This window comes from Dietzia cinnamea NBRC 102147 (assembly GCF_001571065.1).
GTDB lineage: Bacteria > Actinomycetota > Actinomycetes > Mycobacteriales > Mycobacteriaceae > Dietzia > Dietzia cinnamea.
In genome coordinates, this window is record NZ_BCSW01000054.1 from 1 (window position 1) to 17,359 (window position 17,359).

A 17,359-nucleotide genomic window follows, 5' to 3' on the forward strand; every position below is an offset into this window, starting at 1 on the left:
GGGCGGCGCGGGCCCCACCCGCGCCGCCCGCCACCCTGGCGCGTCAGAACCGCAGGATCGCGCCCTCCGCCACGTCCTGCGGCAGCGAGTCCACCACCATCACCGACCCGGACGTGGCCAGGACCTGGCCGATCGCCGAGTCCAGGTCATCGGGGCCGTGGTCGGCGGCGCAGCGGCGGCGGGTGAGGATGAGCCGCTCGACCCGGGCCTCCTGCGCGGCCCGGAGGATGTCCGAGCCGCCGCCGGCGATCGCCCGGCCGGCGCCGATCGCGTTTCCGAAGCGCTCGGCGTCGCGCTCGGCGAGACGGCCGAACGCGGGCTGCACGACCTTCCACGCCCGCTCGTGCAGGTCCCCGGGCGACAGCGCATCCGGGTTGCCGGCCGCGACCTCGTCCACCAGGTTCTCGTAGTTCAGGAACTCGCGGAACCGCGGCATGTACTCGGCGACGGACGCCAACACGACGAGGCGGCGGTCGTTGGGCTCGAGCACCTCCTGCAGGCCGTTCGCGACCTGGCGCAGGAACTTGTCCAACTGCACGTCGCCGACCTCGGCGCCCGTCCCGTGACTGTGCACGATTCCCCCACCCGCGGTGCTGCCCGCGTGTCCGGCGCCGGCCCCGGCGCTGAAGCGCTGCTGCTGGTGCGGCGGCGGCTGCGTGTCACCCGCCATGTCGTCCACCGACGAGGGGATCGAACCCAGGTCGAGCTCGCGGATCGTCGTCGCGGTTCCCTCGAGGAGCCGGACCTTCTTCTGGCTCACCGCGACCACCAGGAACGTGCGGTCTCCGACCGCCGCCGGCACGATCGGACGGAGCGCGAACCGGTCGCTCACGTGGACCGCCTCCGGCAGGTCGGTGGTCAGGCGGTACGCGCGCCAGATGCCCTTGGCGGCGAACATCGCGAGGCCGTCGGCCATGTAGTTCCAGTAGGGGTCGTCCTTGAGGAGCGTGACCAGCGGCCCGAGGATCTCGGCGGTCTCCTCCTCCGTGGCGCCGTGGGCGCGGAGCCGGGCCTCGGCCTCCTTGATGAGCGACTTGGCGCGGATGGGGTTCTCGCGGACCTCCGCGCCCCCGCGGGCCGTGGGCAGGAAGATCGACACTGCCCGGCCGGTGGTGCCGCCCAGCTCGGTGAGGTCGGCGTACGGGATGGGATCTGCTTCTGCGGTGCGGATTGGATCAGCCATGACCTGACGTTACCGACGACACAGGTGCGGGAGAAGGTTGTGACCGGGTTGTTGCGGGGCTGTGACATCCGGTGGGCGCCAGTGGGTGCCGGGTCCGGCCCCGGGGTGTGCGTCCGCGCCGCGGTTACCATCGCGGGAGTGACCGATCAACGTGTGGTGACCGCGACCCCCCGGCCGGTGAGCACGGCGCGGATCCTCACGCCGCTGATGGTGCCGTTGTTCATGGCGCTGCTGGCGCTGTCGGTGATCAACGTGGCCCTGCCGGTGATCGGCACGACGTTCGGGGCCGACTCCAGCAGCCTGCAGTGGGTGATCTCGGGCTATGCGCTGGCGTTCGGCCTGCTCCTGGTGCCGTCGGGGCGCCTCGGTGACGCGACCGGCCGCAGGCGGATCTTCCTGGCCGGCGTCACCGTGTTCATCGTCGGCGCGTTGATCGCGGGTTTCGCGCAGTCGATCGAGATGCTCAACCTCGCGCGCCTGGTGCAGGGCGTCGGTTCGGGGATGCTCAACCCTCAGACGTTCGGGCTCATCCAGAAGTACTTCCGCAAGGAGGCGCGCGCCCGCGCCTTCGCGACCATGGCCACCACCGTCTCGATCGCCACCGCGTCGGGGCCGCTGGTGGGCGGGTTGCTCATCGAGGCGCTCGGTGAGGACCTGGGTTGGCGGGCGATGTTCCTGGTCAACGTGCCGTTGGGGGTGCTGGCGTTGGTGCTGGGGCAGCGCTGGCTCGCCGACGACCGCACCCTCCCCCGTGCCGCCGACGAGGGTCCGGACGTGGGCGGGTCGAGGGCCCGTGCGGCGGAGATGGCGCGCCTGGAGCGGGCCACCGCCCGACTAGGTGACGACGACAACGTCGACGACAACGCCGCCGGCTCCGCCACTGGAGCGGACGCCCCGGGCACGCGAGGGCCGTCTGCGACCGGGCCGGCCCCGGGGCGTCGGCGGCTCGATCTGGACCCCATCGGCATCGCGCTGCTCGGTGTGGCCGTGCTCGCGGTGATGCTGCCGTTCCTCGGCCGCGACCTGCATCCGGCGTACTGGGCGCTCGTGCCCGCCGGGCTGGCCCTGTTCGGGGTGTTCGCGTGGTGGGAGCGGCGCTACGAGCGGCTCGGGCGGCCGCCGCTGGTCAACCCGGACATCTTCCGCGACGCGGGCTTCCGCAACGGCATGATCATCGTGTCCATCTACTTCGTGGGCGGCACCAGCCTGTGGGTCATCATGCCGCTGTACCTACAGTTCCACCTGGGGTACGCACCCATCGACTCGGCGTTCATCAGCCTCCCGGCGTCGGTCTGCGCGGCGATCTCCGCGCAGGTCGCGGGGCGGTTCGTCCTGCGCCTGGGGCGGCGGATGGTCATCACCGGCTTCTCCATCACGATCACCGCACTGGTGACGTTCATGGTGCTGGCCGGCTTCGTCGAATCCGGCGCGCTGCACTACCTGGTGTTCATGGTCCCGGCGGCGTTCGTCGGCATCGCGCAGGGCATGACCATCTCGCCCAACCAGACCCTCACGCTGCGGGCGGTGGACCCGGCCTACGGCGGCGTCGCGGGCAGCATCATCTCGCTCGGCCAGCGCATGGGCACGGCGGTCGGCACGGCGATCGTGCCCGGGGTGCTCTTCGGCATCGTCGAGTCCCGCGGCGACTGGCTGCTGGCGTTCCGGGCGGCGCTGGGCATCATCGCGCTGCTGGCGGCGGGCGCGTTGGCGTTCAGCGTGGTGGATCGCCGCCGCGAGAAGCGCTGCGCCTGACGCCCTGCCTCCGCGACACCCTGCCTCCGCGCGGATGGGCGGTTCAAGCGGAGAGAATCGACCCACCCCCTCCGGCCGGGTGGCCGCGGGGCTGATCCGACCACGTGTGGTGATCATCTCAACGTGTGAACGGCGAGAAACGCTCATCCGTATCCCGCCGGCCCGGGCACCGCGCGCCGGGTCAGGGCCGCAATCCGTGGACCCGGCGGGCCGCGTTCGGCGCTCTTGGACGATCGTTTAGATGACGGAGCGACACTCGTCGTGCCGACCTGGCCTTTTCGCGATCCGGCCCCCGGACCGGCGGGGGTGGATTCTCGCGTGGCCGCCGGGACGTGACCTTATTCTCAGGTCGTGGCAACCCCTCCGCCACCTCTCACATCCCCATATCCCCTCAGGACCCCCTCATGAGAAGAATCGTCCGGCACCGCGTACGCGCTGTCGCCGTCGCCGCCGCCACCCTCACCGTCCTGGCCGCCCCGATCACAGGCGCCCAGTCTCTCGAATTCACCATGGCCGCGCCGGCGCCCTGCGAGTCCGCGAGCGCCGCGGAGCTCACGCAGGTCGTCAACGAGATCCACGAACACACCAACCGCGAGCGCGCCGCCGCCGCGGTGGCCCCCGTCAAGCGTCTCGACAGCCTGGACGGGATCGCCCAGACCTGGAGTGAGCAGATGGCCACCGAGAATCGGATGTACCACAACCCCGGCATCCGCGCCCAGGTCACCGCGGCCTACCCCGGGCAGTGGCGCAGCTATGGCGAGAACGTCCTGCAGAACTGGTGCGGCGCGAGCGGCGAGACCCTGGTGCGCCAGTGGATGAACTCGCCCCCGCATCGCGTCAACCTGCTCAATCCCGCCCACACGCACCTCGGCGTGGGCGCGGACGTGGCCGACAGCCGGAAGCTGTACTCCACGCAGAACTTCGTCAGCCTGCGCTGACCCACCGGCCCGTGCGGCCGCACTCTCGGCGACGCCCCTGCTCAGACGCGGGGGCGTCGCCGTTGTCGTCAGCCGACTACGCGCCGGAGTCACGCCGGCGTCACGGCGACGCCCGGCGCACGAATCGCACACCTGTAACGCGTGTGACTAGAGTGGCGATAGTTGCAGGAGTGACTTTGCGGCGAGCCCGCCGCCCAGCCCACTTCGCCCACGCAATCCCGGCGCGAGCCGGGGACCGAGGAAAGGACCATCGCGTGCGTCACCACTTCCGCTCCGCTGTCGCCACGGGCGCCGCAGCCCTCCTGCTCGTCTCCGGCACGGGCACCGCGGCCGCCCAGGGATCGCTGGAGTTCGCCCTGCCGTTCGGCCTGGCGATCCCCGGCCTGTCGTCGCTCGCCCCCGCCGGCGCCCAGCCCGGCGGCGCCGCGGCAGCCGATCCCGCCACGGCCGATCTCCTACCTGAGCAGGTACGGCTGATGGCGTTCGAGGGCAGCGTGGTGGCGGCGGTCAACGACGCCCGTCTCGTGGTGGGCGCGGACCGACTGGTCACCGACCCGGTGCTGGAGGCATCGGCCCGTGAGCGCGCGGCCGAACTCGCCGCGGGCGATCCGGCCACGGGCGACGTCCCGGTTCCCGCCGACGCCCGGGCGGGTGAGGACGCCGACTCGGAGGAGGTTCCCGCGGGCGAGGAGTCCGGCGACCGCACAGTGCTGACCCTGCCCGCCGGCGCGACGCCGCAGAAGACGCTGTCCGCGCTGCTCACCGACACCGGGATGCGGGAGCGCATGCTCGACGGCGAGTTCACACGGGTCGGCGTGGGAGTGGTCACCGCGGAGGACGGAACCGTGCACGTGGTCCAGGACTTCGCCCGCGACTGACACGAACACCCGTCCAGCGGGGGTGCGCTCGCCCCGGCGGAGTGCAGGCCAGGCCGGTCACGGGGTGATGACGGCTGGCTTAGGGCGCCGGACGGCCCTACCGTCTCGGCTGGCGATCCGACCGTCGGGTCGCAGCACACGAAAGGTACCCACCCTCGTGACCCGAGCCCTCCACCATCTGCGCCGCGGCCTGATCCTGGTCGCCGCGGCGTCCGCCACCGTCGCCCTCGGCGCCGGACCCCAGGCGTCGGCTCAGTCGCCCCAGATCCAGTTGCCGCAGATCTACCTGCCCGGCCTGACGATCGGATTCGCCGCTCCCGCGCCCGCCGGGGGTGCGCCCACCCTGGATCCCGCCTCCGCCGAGTACCGCGCCCAGCTCGAGAACGCCACCAATGCCGCTCGCAGCGCGCACGGTCTCGGCCCGCTCGAGAGCCACGGCGGGTTGACGGACGTGGCGGTCCGCTGGAGCGGTACGCAGGCCGCTCAGAACCGCATGTTCCACAACCCGCACGTGCGCGACGAGATCCCCGGCGGGTGGCGCCACTTCGGCGAGAACGTGCTGCAGAACTATGCGCACGCCACGCCGCAGCAGCTGGTGGACCAGTGGATGACCTCCCCCGGCCACCGCGCGAACCTCCTCAACCCGGGCCACACCTCGATGGGCATGGGCGCCGCCGTGGCCGCAGACGGCAAGCTCTACGCCACCCAGGTGTTCGCCCGCTACTGATCCGGCCGGCGGCGCGACGTGGCCGGCCCGCCCGTGGCGCGCTGCGGCGAGCGTCAGGCGGGCACGCCCGCGAGCAGCGCGTCCAGGCCCAGCTCGAACCGCGCCTCGAACTCGACCGGCGGCGTCGCGGGATCGGCGACGGTGAGATTGTGGTGCGTCTGCTCCTCCAGGCTCAGGCCCAGCACGTAAGAGGTCAGAGCCGTCGTCAGGCCCGCGGCCCGATCCTCCAGGCCGTGGCGGGAACAGGTGGCCTCGACCGCCCCGGCGACCGGGTTCACCGCACCGGCCGCGAGTCCGAGTGCGACGATCTCCGCGCCGTCCGGCACGCCCGTGACCGCCGCGCGCAGCACCGCACCCACCTCCCGCAGCTCGGCGGCCGCAGACGCACCCGAGCTCACCGAGCCCATGGCCGCGAGGACCCGCTCGGCGACCGCGGTGAGCAGCGCCTGCTTGGACGGCACGTGCCAGTACAGCGCGCTCGGCTGGACGCCCAACCGCGTCGCCAACGTGCGCATCGACATCCCGGGCAGCCCGGACTCGCGGAGCAGGTCGAGCGCGGTGTCGACGACCGTTGTCGTTGTCAGGGCCACGATCGATGATCCTACCGCGCCACCCCGATCCTCCTGAACGCTGTACAAGACGGGGGCGCTCGGCTAGCTTGAACACCGTTCGATGAACGGCGTTCAGGAGGAAGCCATGCCCGTCACCACCCCCCGCTGGCACGAGCTCGCGGACCACGTCCTCGCCGGCGGAGCCGTCACCGCGGCGGACGCCCTGGCAGTCCTCGACTCGCCGGACTCCGAGCTCATGGAGGTCGTGGCCGCGGCGTCCCGGCTGCGGTTCGAGCACTTCGGCAACAAGGTCAAGGTCAACTACCTGGTCAACCTCAAGTCCGGCCTGTGCCCGGAGGACTGCTTCTACTGCTCGCAGCGCCTCAACTCCACGGCCGGCATCCTGCGCTACACGTGGCTGAACACCGACGAGGCCGTCACCGCCGCCAAGGCGGGCATCGCGGCCGGCGCCTCGCGCGTGTGCCTGGTCGCCAGCGGCACCGGCCCCAGCAACCGCGAGGTCGGCAAGGTCACCGACATCATCGAGGCCATCAAGTCCGACACCCCGGGCGTCGAGGTGTGCGCCTGCCTGGGCGCACTGAAGGACGGCCAGGCCGAGAAGCTGTGCGCGAGCGGCGCCGACGCCTACAACCACAACCTCAACACGGCCGAGAGTCACTACGAGGACATCTGCACCACCCACTCCTACGCCGACCGCGAACACACCGTCGCCCAGGCGCACGGCGCGGGCCTGTCGGCGTGCTCGGGCTTCATCGCCGGTATGGGTGAGACCCGCGAGCAGCTCGTGGAGCTGGCCTTCGATCTGCGCGCCAAGGAGGTCGACTCGATCCCGGTGAACTTCCTCCTGCCCTTCGACGGCACCCCGCTCGAGGGCGTCGACACGCTCAACCCACGCGACTGCCTGCGCATCCTCGCCATGGTCCGCTTCGTCGCCCCCGACACCGAGATCCGCGTGGCCGCCGGACGCGAGCGACACCTGGGCAACCTGCAGGGCATCGCCCTGTACGTGGCGAACTCGCTGTTCCTGGGCGATTACCTCACCAGCGAGGGCCAGCCCGGCGCCCAGGACCTGCAGATGATCGCCGACGCCGGTCTCGAGGTCCTGCGGATGGACCAGCCCGTCGAGGCCCCCGGGAGGCGGGAGGAGAAGGTGGCCATCCGCACGCGCGGAGCCGGCACGAGCGAGCCCGCGAACGCCTGACATGTCGGCCTCCGTCCACCTCCCCCGCACGGACGACCTCGTCGTCGTCGACACTCCCTCCGCCCTCCTCGCCGCCGACGCCGCGCAGGCGCGCACCGCCGCCCTTCTCGCCGCCGACGCCGAGCACGTGTGGCACCCCTACGGCGGGTTCCCCGCGAGCACCCAGCCACTGCCGGTGGTCTCGGCGGAGGGTGTGCGGCTGCGGCTGGCCGACGGGCGCGAGCTCATCGACGGCATGAGCTCGTGGTGGGCGGCGATCCACGGTTACCGGCACCCACACCTCGACGCGGCCGCGCACCGGCAGATCGACACGATGAGCCACGTGATGTTCGGCGGGCTCACGCACGAACCGGCAGTCGAGCTGGCCACGCGGCTCGCCCGCCTCGCCCCCGGCGCGCTGAACAAGGTCTTCCTCGCCGACTCGGGCTCTGTGTCCGTAGAGGTCGCGGCGAAGATGGCGATCCAGTACCAGCGCTCGATCGGCCACCCCGGGCGGACCCGTCTGGCGACGTGGCGCGGCGGCTACCACGGCGACACCCTGACGCCCATGAGCGTGTGCGACCCCGACGGCGGAATGCACTCGATGTGGCGCGGGGTGGTGGCCGAGCAGGTCTTCGCGCCCGCTCCGCCCGCCGACTACGACCCCGCTTACGTCGCCGAGCTCGAGCGGGTGATCCGGAGGAGCGCCGACGAGCTGGCGGGGATCATCGTCGAGCCGGTGGTCCAGGGCGCGGGCGGGATGCGCTTCCACCACCCCGGGTACCTGCGTGACCTGCGCCGGTTGGCCGACGAGACGGGCACGCTGCTCATCTTCGACGAGATCGCCACCGGCTTCGGCCGCACCGGCGAGCTGTGGGCCGCAGACCACGCGGGCGTCGCACCGGACGTGATGTGCGTGGGCAAGGCCCTGACCGGCGGGTATCTCACCCTCGCCGCGACGCTCACCACCGACCGGGTGGCCGAGGTCATCAGCGCCAGCGAGGCGGGGGGCCTGGCGCACGGGCCGACGTTCATGGGCAATCCGCTGGCGTGCGCGGTGGCGTGCGCGTCGCTGGATCTGGTGGCCGGCGGCGGGTGGCGGCGCGACGTGCCACGCATCGAGGCACGCCTGCGCCACGGGCTGGCGCCCGCGCTCGACGTGCCCGGTGTGGTGGACGTGCGGGTGCTCGGGGCGATCGGGGTGATCCAGCTGGCCGAGCCGGTGGAGATGACGACGACGACAACAGCGATCACCTCGCACGGCGTGTGGCTGCGCCCCTTCCGGGATCTCATCTACACGATGCCGCCGTACACCTCTACGGATGACGAGATCGATCGGATCTGTGCGGCGGCGGTGGCCGGGGCTGCAGCGGCGGGAGCGGGCCGATGATCGGGCCGAGCTCACCGGTCGGGCCCGCGCCCGACCGCTCCCCCGCCCTGGACTGGCTCGACGACGCCGCCGCCGACCGGGCCGCCCGGCATGTGCGGCGGGTGCTGGCCCCACGCGCGGCCGATGACGGCGTGATCGACCTCGCCTCCAACGACTACCTCGGGCTGGGTCGGCACCCCGAGGTCGTGGACGCCGCCGTGGCAGCGACGCGCCGTTGGGGTGCGGGCGCGACGGGATCACGCCTGGTCACGGGCACGACGGAGGAGCATCTGGCGCTCGAGGACGAGCTCGCCGAGTTCACTGGCAAGCCCGCCGCGCTGGTCTTCTCCTCCGGCTACACCGCCAACCTCGGAGCCGTGGTGGCGCTGTCCGGGCGGGGATCGCTCATCGTCTCCGACGGCGGCTCGCACGCGTCGTTGGTGGACGCGTGCCGGCTCGCGAGGGCGCGTGTCGTCGTCGTCGACCGGGGTGACGTCGCGGCGGCGGCACGCGCCCTGGCCGAGCGCACCGAGGAGCGCGCGCTGGTCGTTACCGACTCGGTGTACAGCGCCGACGGTGAGCTGGCTCCCCTGCTCGCGCTGCACGGGGCGAGCCGCGCGCACGGCGCGGTCCTGCTGGTCGACGAGGCCCACGGCCTCGGCGTGCGCGGCGACCGCGGGCGGGGGCTCGTGGACGAACTGGGGTTGAGCAGGCACGAGGACGTGGTGGTCACGGCGACGCTGTCCAAGGCGCTCGGGTCGCAGGGCGGGGTGGTCCTGGCGTCCGAGCGGGTGCGCGAGCACCTCATCAGCAGCGCGCGCACCTTCATCTTCGACACCGGCCTCGCCCCCGCCGCGGTCGGCGCGGCCCGCGCCGCCCTCGGCGTCCTGCGCCGCGACCCCTCGCTCGCCTCGCGCGTGGTGGAGGTCGCCGAGCACCTGGCCGCGGTCACCGGCGCCGAGCAGCCACGCTCGGCGGTGGTGTCGGTGATCCTCGGCGACCCCGCCCGCGCGGTCTCCGCCGCCGGCAGGTGCCTCGAGCTGGGCGTCCGGGTGGGGTGCTTCCGCCCGCCGTCGGTTCCCGAGGGCACCGCGCGGCTGCGCCTCACCGCCCGGGCGGACCTCTCCGACGCCGACCTCGCGCGGGCGAGCGACGTGCTGGCCCAGGTGTTGGCCGAGCACGGGCACCCGGTTGGGGCGGCAGCGCGGCTCGAGGGGGCCCGCGCATGACCGCGTCTTCCGGCTCCGCATCCCCGCCCGCCCCGGCGCCGATCGTCATCACCGGCACCGGCACGGACGTGGGCAAGACCATCGCCACCGCAGCGCTGGCCGCCCACGGCCTGTCGGCGGGCCTGGACGTGGGGATCTGCAAACCGATCCAGACGGGCCTCGCGCCCGGCGAGCCCGGCGACGCCCACGAGGCCGCGCGCCTGTCCAGGGTGCGGCGGATGCTGGAGATCCGTCGGCTGCCCGATCCGCTGGCGCCTGAGACCGCCGCCCGCGTCGCCGGCCTGCCGCAGTCCACGCTGCCCGAGTTGATCGATCCGATCCGCGCGTGGCTCCGCACGTCCGGCGGGTCGGCGCCCGACACCGCGGCGGCCTCCGGACCTGCACGCGGGCGCCTGGATCTGGTCGAGGGCGCCGGCGGCGTGCTCGTCCGGCTCGGTACCGGCCTCACCGTCCTCGACCTCGCCCGGTCGCTCGACGCCCCGGTCATCGTGGTCGCGAGGGCCGGACTGGGCACGCTGTCGGACACCGAGCTCACCGTCCGCGCGATCGAGGCGGCGGGTCTGCGGTGCGCGGGGATCGTCATCGGGTCCTGGCCGGCCGATCCGGACCTCGCCGAGCGCTGCAACCTCGAGGATCTGCCCCGCCTGACCGGGGTTCCGGTGCTCGGCCGGGTGCCCGCGGGTGCCGGGGCGGTGGAGCGGGACGAGTTCGGGCGGCGCGCACCGGGGTGGTTCGTCCCCGACCTGCTCGACGTCCTTCGAAGCGGAGATCGGCGGGCGCACTACGGTGAGAAGTCGACGGTTATCGGATCTCCGGCCTGTCAGGCTGCGGGATGACGTCCGAGGTACTCGTCGATCGCTGACCGGATAACCGCACTCATCGGCTGCCCGGTCCGCTCGGCATAGTCCGCAAGCCTTCGGCGGTCCGACTCGGTCAAACGGACAGCCAACGGCCGGGTCTCTTCTGCGACATCACCGGTCCGCGGCCGGCCGGGCCGGTAGTCCGGACGTATTTCGACAGCCCCGGCGTCGATCTCGTACTCGCCGGCCTCCACCGCGTCGGCAAGACGCTCGTAGCGGGCTTCACGTTCACTGGCAGCACTCATCATTCCTCCAATCGCGCTCTCTGCCGGGCACTGACCTCATCGGTCAGATCAACCGCCCCTCCGGTTGCCACGAGGACCTCGCGAGCCACAGCCGCCGTCAGCAGCATGGCGTGGAACACATGGGCGACGCGTAGATCACCGCTTTCACATTCAAAAATGTATCACGGTTTGAGGCGACGAGAACGACCGAGGCGGGGCGGGGCGGTCCACTTGCCGGTCGCGGTCCCCGCCCTGCTGAGCAGGTAGAATCGGCTGCACGTCGACGCAAGGAGACTGTGTGGCCACCCGCATCCGCCCGACCACCGACCAGGCACTCGCAGGAGCCGCCGCCGGCCACCGCATGGCCGGCATGGAGCCCTCACCCGAGGCCCTCGAGATCACCCGCCGGTTCGCCGACGGGCTCCTCAGCCGCGACCGGGCTCTCGCCGAGATCCGCGCCGCGGTGCGTGAGCGCACCGCTCCCTGACGCTGCCCTCACGCCCATGAACCCCCGAGATCCGTACAAGGAACCCTCGGGGGTTCTGCGTAACCGACTGGGCATCTCCGACCCCGCCGAGCTGGCGGAATACGAGCGCGACCTGGCCTTCTTCCGGGTCGTGGAACTGGAACTCAGCCCGCTGGAGGGTCGATTCGATTTCAAGCACCTCCGCGCGATCCACCGCTACATCCTCCAGGACGTCTTCGACTGGGCCGGCGAGCTCCGCACCGTCGACACCCGCGCCCTCGGCATCCCTCATGCCCGCCCGCAGTTCCTGCCCGACGAGCTCGACCGGGTCTTCCGGCAGATCGCCATCCGACCGCCCAGCACCACCGACCCCGACGCGGCCACCGACACCATCGCCGAGCACTGGTCCGAGCTCACCCTCGTGCACCCGTTCCGCGATGGGAACAGCCGCACGCAGCGAGTCTTCTTCGACCAGATGTTCCGCCACGCCGGGTGGGCCGTCAACTGGGCCGGCATCGACGCCTCAGCGGCGCACGCCGCCCGCCACATGTCGGTGTACGGGCGGCCGGACTACCTCGCCGACCAGCTCAGACGCGCCGTCCACCCGGCCACTGAGCTCGCCGAGGGCCGCCTGGCCACCACCCTGGGCAACCGCTCGCTGCTCGACTCCTCCGCGCACTTCCGCGCCATGCGCGAGCACCACAGGGCCGCGGTCATCACGCCCTACGGTCGCACCGGGTAGCCGACGACCGGGCTCCCCACCGGGCTCCCCACCGCGTCGTCGCGCCCGGTCAGGACAGGTCGAGGAAGCTACGCAGGTCGTTGAACGACTCGCGCACCACCGAGTAGTGCGCCCACTTGCCGCGCTGCTCGCGGACCAGCAACCCGGCCTCGACGAGCTTCTTGAGATGGTGGCTGATCGTGGGCTGGCTGATGTCGACGACCTCGAGCAGGTCGCACGCGCACACGGAGTCGCACCCCTGTGCCGCGATGTGCGACAACAGGCGCAACCGCATCGGGTCCGCGAGCGCCTTGAGTCGCGCCGACATCCGCTCGGCGGTGGAAGCGTCCACCGGCCCCGCCGACATCGAACAACACGCGTCCTGCTCCGGCGCCGACAGGCCGGGTTCCACTGTTGTCATCGTCCACCTCACCTGCCCCCGAAGATACATTGACACTTACCGATGTGTCAGCCTAGCCTCCCCCATAGACAATCATCGATCTAAGGACGTTCCCCCGGATGAGCACCATGATGACCGGGCCCGGCGTGGCACCGGTCGCCAAGAAGATGTCGTTCCTCGACCGCTGGCTGGCCCTCTGGATTCTCATGGCGATGGCCGTCGGGCTGCTGCTCGGACGGTTCATCCCCGGCCTAGACCGGGCGCTGGACTCGGTGAAGATCGGCGGGATCTCCGTCCCGATCGCCATCGGCCTGTTGGTGATGATGTACCCGGTCCTCGCGAAGGTCCGCTACGACGAGACCGACCGGGTCACCGGTGACCGGAAACTGCTCACGCTGTCGCTGTTCCTCAACTGGATCGCCGGTCCGGCGTTCATGTTCACCCTCGCGTGGGTCTTCCTACCCGACCTGCCGGAGTTCCGTACCGGGCTGATCATCGTGGGCCTGGCCCGCTGCATCGCCATGGTGTTCATCTGGAACGACCTGGCCTGCGGGGACCGGGAGGCCGCCGCGGTGCTGGTCGCGATCAACTCGGTGTTCCAGGTCGTGGCGTTCGGCGCCCTGGGCTGGTTCTACCTGCAGCTTCTGCCCTCCTGGCTGGGGCTGGAGACCACGACGGCCGAGTTCTCGGTGTGGGCGATCGTGCTCTCGGTGCTGGTGTTCCTCGGTATCCCGCTGCTGGCCGGCTTCCTCACCCGAGTGTTCGGCGAGCGGGCCAAGGGCCGGGAGTGGTACGAGGAGACGTTCCTCCCCCGGATCGGCCCGTGGGCCCTCTACGGGCTGCTGTTCACGATCGTGTTGCTGTTCGCCATGCAGGGCGATGCCATCACGTCCCAGCCGCTCGACGTGGCGCGGATGGCCGTGCCCCTCCTGCTGTACTTCGTCCTCATGTTCCTCATCAGCCTGTTCGCCTCGCGGGCGGTCGGGCTGAACTACGCGAAGTCGACCAGCGTGGCCTTCACCGCGTCGGGCAACAACTTCGAGCTGGCGATCGCGGTGTCGATCGGCACCTTCGGCATCGCCTCCGGCCAGGCCCTCGCAGGCGTGGTCGGGCCGCTCATCGAGGTCCCGGTCCTCATCGGGCTCGTCTACGTCGCCCTGTGGGCGGGACCGAAACTCTTCCCGGGCGACCCGACCCTGCCCGATCGTTCGGTGACCGGGACCCGCTCATGACCGGGGAGCAGCAGGCGCACCACGTCCCCAGCGTTCTGTTCGTGTGCGTGAAGAACGGCGGCAAGTCCCAGATGGCGGCGGCGCTCATGCGCCTGCACGCCGGTGACCCGATCGAGGTGCACTCGGCGGGGACCCGGCCCGGCTCGGCCGTCAACGCGCTGTCCGCGGAGGTGGTCGCCGAGGTCGGCGCCGACATGTCCGGCGAGACCCCCACGGCCGTCGACCCCGACCTGCTGCGACAGGTGGACCGGGTGATCGTCCTGGGCGACGAGGCCGCCGGGGAGATCGACGACGACGAGGTCAGCGCGCTCGAAATCTGGCGCACCGACGAGCCGTCGCACCGGGGCATCGAGGGCATGGAGCGGATGCGTCTGGTCCGCGACGACATCGATCGCCGCGTCCGCACCCTGCTCGCAGAGCTGACCGATTCCAGGCCCCGGGTGCTGTTCGTCTGCGTCCACAACGCCGGGCGCTCCCAGATGGCCGCCGGCTACCTGTCCCACCTGGCCGGAGGACGAATCGACGTCCTGTCTGCCGGGTCGGCACCCAAGGATCAGATCAACCCGGTCGCCGTCGAGGCGATGGCCGAGGACGGCGTCGACATCACCTCGGCGACCCCGAAGATCCTCACCACCGACACCGTCCGCGCCTCCGACGTGGTCATCACCATGGGCTGCGGCGACGCGTGCCCGATCTTCCCCGGCAAGCGGTACGAGGACTGGGACTTGGCGGACCCGGCAGGCCAGGGAATCGAGGCCGTCCGCCCCATCCGCGACGAGATCAAGCGGCGGGTCACCGCGCTGATCTCCGAACTGCTCGAGACCGGGTCGTAGTGGCTCCCCTGACCTGATCTCCATCGGCGTGACCTCCGGCTCCACCTCAAGCTGAAAGGGCCCATCATGATCACCGACACCCCCGAGCTGGACGTCCACGTCCTGCACCGCGCCGCCGAGAGACTCGCCACGACATACGAGGGGATCTTCTCGCCGGAGACCGTCGAGCGGTACGTGTTCGAGTCCTACGCGACGCTGGGCCGCACGGCGAAGGTCAGGACGCATCTCGCGGCACTGGCCCAGCACTTCGCGGCCGATCGGCTCCGGGCTCTGGCACTCGCCCAGGGCAAGCTCGAGTCCGCGGTCCCCCAAGGTGCTGTTCGTCTGCGTCCAGAACGCCGGCCGTTCCCAGATCGCCGCGGCCCTGTTGCGACATCATGCCGGCGCCGACGTGGAGGTCCGGTCTGCCGGCTCACTCCCCGGCTCGGAGGTGGATCCGCGGGTCCTCGCCGAGCTGGAATCCCGGGGAATCGACATGGCCGGGGCGTTCCCCAAGCCACTGACCGATGACGTGGTCCGCGCGGCCGACTATGTGATCACCATGGGCTGTGGCGACGCGTGCCCCGTCTACCCGGGCAAGAACTACCTGGACTGGGACCTGGTCGACCCCCGGGGCGAGTCCGAGGACACCGTCCGCCGGATCGTCGAGGAGATCGACGGCCGGGTCCGGGCACTGTGGGCGGAGATCAGCCGCTGAGCTGAGCCCCGGGAGCTGCACGGCCGGTAGTGCCACCTCGCCGGCCGGGCGGGTTCAGCCGACGTGCCAGTGACGGCGGATGAGCTCCTCCCGGTCGACCTCTCCGCTTCCGGAGTTGCCCACCTCGTCGTCGTCGTTGTCGTCGTCATCGTCGTCGCCATCACCGCGTAGCCCCGCGAGCACCGAGTCGATGAGCGCGGCGGGGAACACACCGTCGGTCTCGAACATCTCTCGCTCGGCCTCCAGCACGTCGGCCGACTCCGCGCACGAGGTGGGCAGGGTCTCGAAGTCCTCACCGCCGGCGGCGTTGAGTCGCTCGGCCTGCTCCAGGCTGCCCGGGTCGTCGAGCCCGCGCCTGGCCGCCACGGCCATGCCGGCCAGGAGGAGATGCACGTCGGCGGAGCCGTCCGCGAGTCGGAACTCGACGGTCTGCGGGTGCACCGCGGGTTCGGGGATCGGCTCGCTGGTGCCGGGGTTGGCGTGGGCGACCATACCGGCGAGCACGTCGCCGCCCCAGGCCAGCGGGACTCGGACGAGGCCGGTGCGGTCCTGCTCACCCCAGCAGATGTCCTCGGGAGACTCGTCGCCCTCGGCGAACCGCAGGTAGGACGTCGGCACCGTGTTGCCGACCGCGGACAGGGCCCTGGCCGCCGAGAGGTAACCGGCGATCAGGCGTCGCCCGGTGTCGTTGATGCCCGCCTCACCCACGATGGCGTTGGCGCCGTCGCGTACCAGGCGACTGTGGACGTGCAGGCCGTTGCCGGCGCCCTCGCCGCTCACCAGCGGGGCGAAGGTCGCCTCGAGGCCGTGGGAGTAGGCGACCTCGCGCACCACCCACTTGGTCAGGACGAGGGCGTCGGCCGCCTGCTCGAGGGGCAGGGGCTGGAGCTCAATCTCGTGCTGGACCATCTGCCGGTCGCCGGTGAGGATGTTGCCGACCTCGCCGTGCGCGTACTTCAGCGGTATCCCCATGGCGGCGAGGCGGCCCAGCACCTGCTCGCGGACCCGCTCGTGCTTGGAGAACGGAGCCGACTCCTGGTAGCCGCGCTCCTCCTCGACCGGGTAGATCGCTTCGGGCGCGTCGACGAGGTAGTACTCGAGCTCGCCGAAGGCCTCGAGCGTCATGCCGGTCTGCCGCGTCAGCGTCTCGGCGGCGCGGCGCACCACCTGCTCGCGCGCGTAGGGCAGCGGCGTCCCGTCGGGCGCGTAGAACGAGCAGAGCACGTCGAGCGAGCAGCGTTCACCGAAGGGGTTGAGGAACGCGGTGCGGTGCCGGGGCACGATGTAGACGTCGCTGGCGTCGGTGTCTGTGCCGGGGAAGACGCTCGAGCCGTCCACGCGCTCGCCGCGGGTGAGCACCTCGCCGAGGTGCTCGCGGGAGTTGATGGGGAAGGCGACGGTCTTGAGGCGCCCGTCGCCGCCCACGTAGCGCAGGTTGACCTGGCTCAGGCCCAGCTCCTCGACCGCCCGGACGAGGTCGCCCGCGGTGAAGTCGTCCGTGGGCTTACCGAGCAGCCGGACGAGGGGGTGTGGTTCGAATGCATCGATGGCCATACCCCGTTGTATCAGCGCTACCGGGTGTCAGCTTCCGGTGCGCGCGACGGAACCGCGTGGCGGGCCGAACGTCAGAACCAGTGGGCGGCGAGCAGTTCGACCGCCTATCCCCTCCCGAGAATCACGTCGTGTACGCGAGGGGCGTACACCCGACGCTTGTAGGCCTCAGGATCGATAAAGGCCAGAACACCGAGTTCCACCAGCTGTCCGACAACCTTGTTGGCTCGCCCGTAGGAGACGCCCAGCGCCTGTTCGACGTGGCGGACCGTGAAAGTCGGATGGGCAACGGCGAGGTCGACTACCGAGATCGGCGTTGCAGACCGCAAGTGGGACCCGCGGACGATTTCCTTGAGTTCGGCTTGCACGCCGACGAGTTCGATCATCTGCGTGTGCGTGGTGCGCGCGGCAGCTTCGAGTCCCCGTGCGAAAAACGCCACGTAGGTGTCCCAGTCTCCCCGCGTACTCACGCCGAGAAGTGCGTCGTAGTACTCGGCACGTCGAGCCTCGAACCACGGAGACACGGTGAGGGTCGGCTCCCCTAGGA

At 71.4% G+C, this 17,359-nt stretch carries 18 protein-coding genes and 2 pseudogenes; 14 read left to right on the forward strand and 6 right to left on the reverse strand.

Translation table 11 applies throughout. From position 1 onward, the window contains the following. Positions 1-43: 43 nt before the first annotated feature. Positions 44-1,183, reverse strand: coding sequence for a baeRF3 domain-containing protein (locus DCI01S_RS13845; RefSeq protein WP_061229766.1), 1,140 nt, complete (start codon positions 1,181-1,183; stop codon positions 44-46). Between the two features lie 138 nt (positions 1,184-1,321). Between DCI01S_RS13845 and DCI01S_RS13850 the strand changes: the two genes are divergently transcribed. The 4 genes from DCI01S_RS13850 (at position 1,322) to DCI01S_RS13865 (ending at position 5,478) form a co-directional block, all read left to right on the forward strand. After that, positions 1,322-2,935, forward strand: coding sequence for an MFS transporter (locus DCI01S_RS13850; RefSeq protein WP_061229767.1), 1,614 nt, complete (start codon positions 1,322-1,324; stop codon positions 2,933-2,935). 404 nt (positions 2,936-3,339) lie between these two features. Next, the gene (locus DCI01S_RS13855; protein WP_061229768.1) at positions 3,340-3,873 is read left to right on the forward strand and encodes a CAP domain-containing protein; all 534 of its coding nucleotides are present in this window, start codon (positions 3,340-3,342) and stop codon (positions 3,871-3,873) included. Positions 3,874-4,127: 254 nt separating this feature from the next. Continuing rightward, the gene (locus DCI01S_RS13860; RefSeq protein ID WP_061229769.1) at positions 4,128-4,751 is read left to right on the forward strand and encodes a CAP domain-containing protein; all 624 of its coding nucleotides are present in this window, start codon (positions 4,128-4,130) and stop codon (positions 4,749-4,751) included. Between the two features lie 157 nt (positions 4,752-4,908). After that, complete coding sequence (locus tag DCI01S_RS13865; RefSeq protein ID WP_061229770.1) at positions 4,909-5,478, forward strand: CAP domain-containing protein; 570 nt, start codon at positions 4,909-4,911, stop codon at positions 5,476-5,478. Positions 5,479-5,531: 53 nt separating this feature from the next. On the opposite strand, the gene DCI01S_RS13870 is transcribed toward DCI01S_RS13865, so the two are convergent. Further along, a complete protein-coding gene (locus tag DCI01S_RS13870) occupies positions 5,532-6,068 on the reverse strand; it encodes a TetR family transcriptional regulator (protein ID WP_061229771.1) in 537 nt (178 codons plus the stop codon). A 106-nt stretch (positions 6,069-6,174) separates the two neighbouring features. Between DCI01S_RS13870 and bioB the strand changes: the two genes are divergently transcribed. From bioB to bioD, 4 genes are read left to right on the forward strand one after another with little or no spacing between them, the layout of a single operon-like run. After that, positions 6,175-7,251 carry a biotin synthase BioB gene (gene bioB, locus DCI01S_RS13875; protein WP_061229772.1) on the forward strand — a complete coding sequence of 359 codons (1,077 nt, stop codon included), beginning with the start codon at positions 6,175-6,177 and terminating at the stop codon, positions 7,249-7,251. A gap of 1 nt (position 7,252) precedes the next feature. Then, entirely contained in the window at positions 7,253-8,620 is a 1,368-nt protein-coding gene (locus DCI01S_RS13880) for an adenosylmethionine--8-amino-7-oxononanoate transaminase (protein WP_082767831.1), read from the forward strand. Next, on the forward strand, positions 8,617-9,828 hold the full coding sequence (locus tag DCI01S_RS13885) for an 8-amino-7-oxononanoate synthase (protein ID WP_061229773.1): 1,212 nt from the start codon (positions 8,617-8,619) through the stop codon (positions 9,826-9,828). The genes DCI01S_RS13880 and DCI01S_RS13885 overlap by 4 nt, the downstream gene beginning before the upstream one ends. Continuing rightward, a complete protein-coding gene (bioD, locus tag DCI01S_RS13890; RefSeq protein WP_082767832.1) occupies positions 9,825-10,664 on the forward strand; it encodes an ATP-dependent dethiobiotin synthetase BioD in 840 nt (279 codons plus the stop codon). The genes DCI01S_RS13885 and bioD overlap by 4 nt, the downstream gene beginning before the upstream one ends. On the opposite strand, the gene DCI01S_RS13895 is transcribed toward bioD, so the two are convergent. Continuing rightward, on the reverse strand, positions 10,649-10,933 hold the full coding sequence (locus DCI01S_RS13895; protein ID WP_131886375.1) for a YlcI/YnfO family protein: 285 nt from the start codon (positions 10,931-10,933) through the stop codon (positions 10,649-10,651). The genes bioD and DCI01S_RS13895 overlap by 16 nt on opposite strands. Positions 10,934-11,210: 277 nt before the next feature. Between DCI01S_RS13895 and DCI01S_RS13900 the strand changes: the two genes are divergently transcribed. After that, positions 11,211-11,399 carry an antitoxin VbhA family protein gene (locus tag DCI01S_RS13900; protein WP_061229775.1) on the forward strand — a complete coding sequence of 63 codons (189 nt, stop codon included), beginning with the start codon at positions 11,211-11,213 and terminating at the stop codon, positions 11,397-11,399. Positions 11,400-11,415: 16 nt separating this feature from the next. Further along, complete coding sequence (locus DCI01S_RS13905; RefSeq protein WP_061229776.1) at positions 11,416-12,120, forward strand: Fic/DOC family protein; 705 nt, start codon at positions 11,416-11,418, stop codon at positions 12,118-12,120. A 49-nt stretch (positions 12,121-12,169) separates the two neighbouring features. Here DCI01S_RS13905 and DCI01S_RS13910 read toward each other — a convergent pair whose 3' ends face one another. Continuing rightward, the gene (locus DCI01S_RS13910; protein WP_061229777.1) at positions 12,170-12,520 is read right to left on the reverse strand and encodes an ArsR/SmtB family transcription factor; all 351 of its coding nucleotides are present in this window, start codon (positions 12,518-12,520) and stop codon (positions 12,170-12,172) included. A gap of 98 nt (positions 12,521-12,618) precedes the next feature. Here DCI01S_RS13910 and arsB point away from each other — a divergent pair, with 98 nt between their 5' ends. The 4 genes and pseudogenes from arsB (at position 12,619) to DCI01S_RS13925 (ending at position 15,261) form a co-directional block, all read left to right on the forward strand. Continuing rightward, on the forward strand, positions 12,619-13,731 hold the full coding sequence (arsB, locus tag DCI01S_RS13915) for an ACR3 family arsenite efflux transporter (protein WP_061229778.1): 1,113 nt from the start codon (positions 12,619-12,621) through the stop codon (positions 13,729-13,731). Beyond that, positions 13,728-14,147 (forward strand): annotated as a pseudogene (locus tag DCI01S_RS17955) (arsenate-mycothiol transferase ArsC); the annotation flags it as partial. The gene arsB and the pseudogene DCI01S_RS17955, both read left to right, overlap by 4 nt. Before the next feature lie 24 nt (positions 14,148-14,171). Continuing rightward, positions 14,172-14,564: an arsenate reductase ArsC gene (locus DCI01S_RS17960; RefSeq protein ID WP_425598918.1), complete on the forward strand. Its 393-nt coding sequence runs from the start codon at positions 14,172-14,174 to the stop codon at positions 14,562-14,564. A gap of 66 nt (positions 14,565-14,630) precedes the next feature. After that, positions 14,631-15,261 (forward strand): annotated as a pseudogene (locus tag DCI01S_RS13925) (arsenate reductase ArsC). A 54-nt stretch (positions 15,262-15,315) separates the two neighbouring features. Here DCI01S_RS13925 and DCI01S_RS13930 read toward each other — a convergent pair. Both DCI01S_RS13930 and DCI01S_RS17620 read right to left on the reverse strand, forming a co-directional pair. After that, complete coding sequence (locus DCI01S_RS13930; protein ID WP_061229779.1) at positions 15,316-16,815, reverse strand: glutamine synthetase beta-grasp domain-containing protein; 1,500 nt, start codon at positions 16,813-16,815, stop codon at positions 15,316-15,318. 104 nt (positions 16,816-16,919) lie between these two features. Further along, positions 16,920-17,359: Fic family protein (locus DCI01S_RS17620; RefSeq protein ID WP_497463103.1), on the reverse strand; the 440-nt coding region annotated here is incomplete at its 5' end.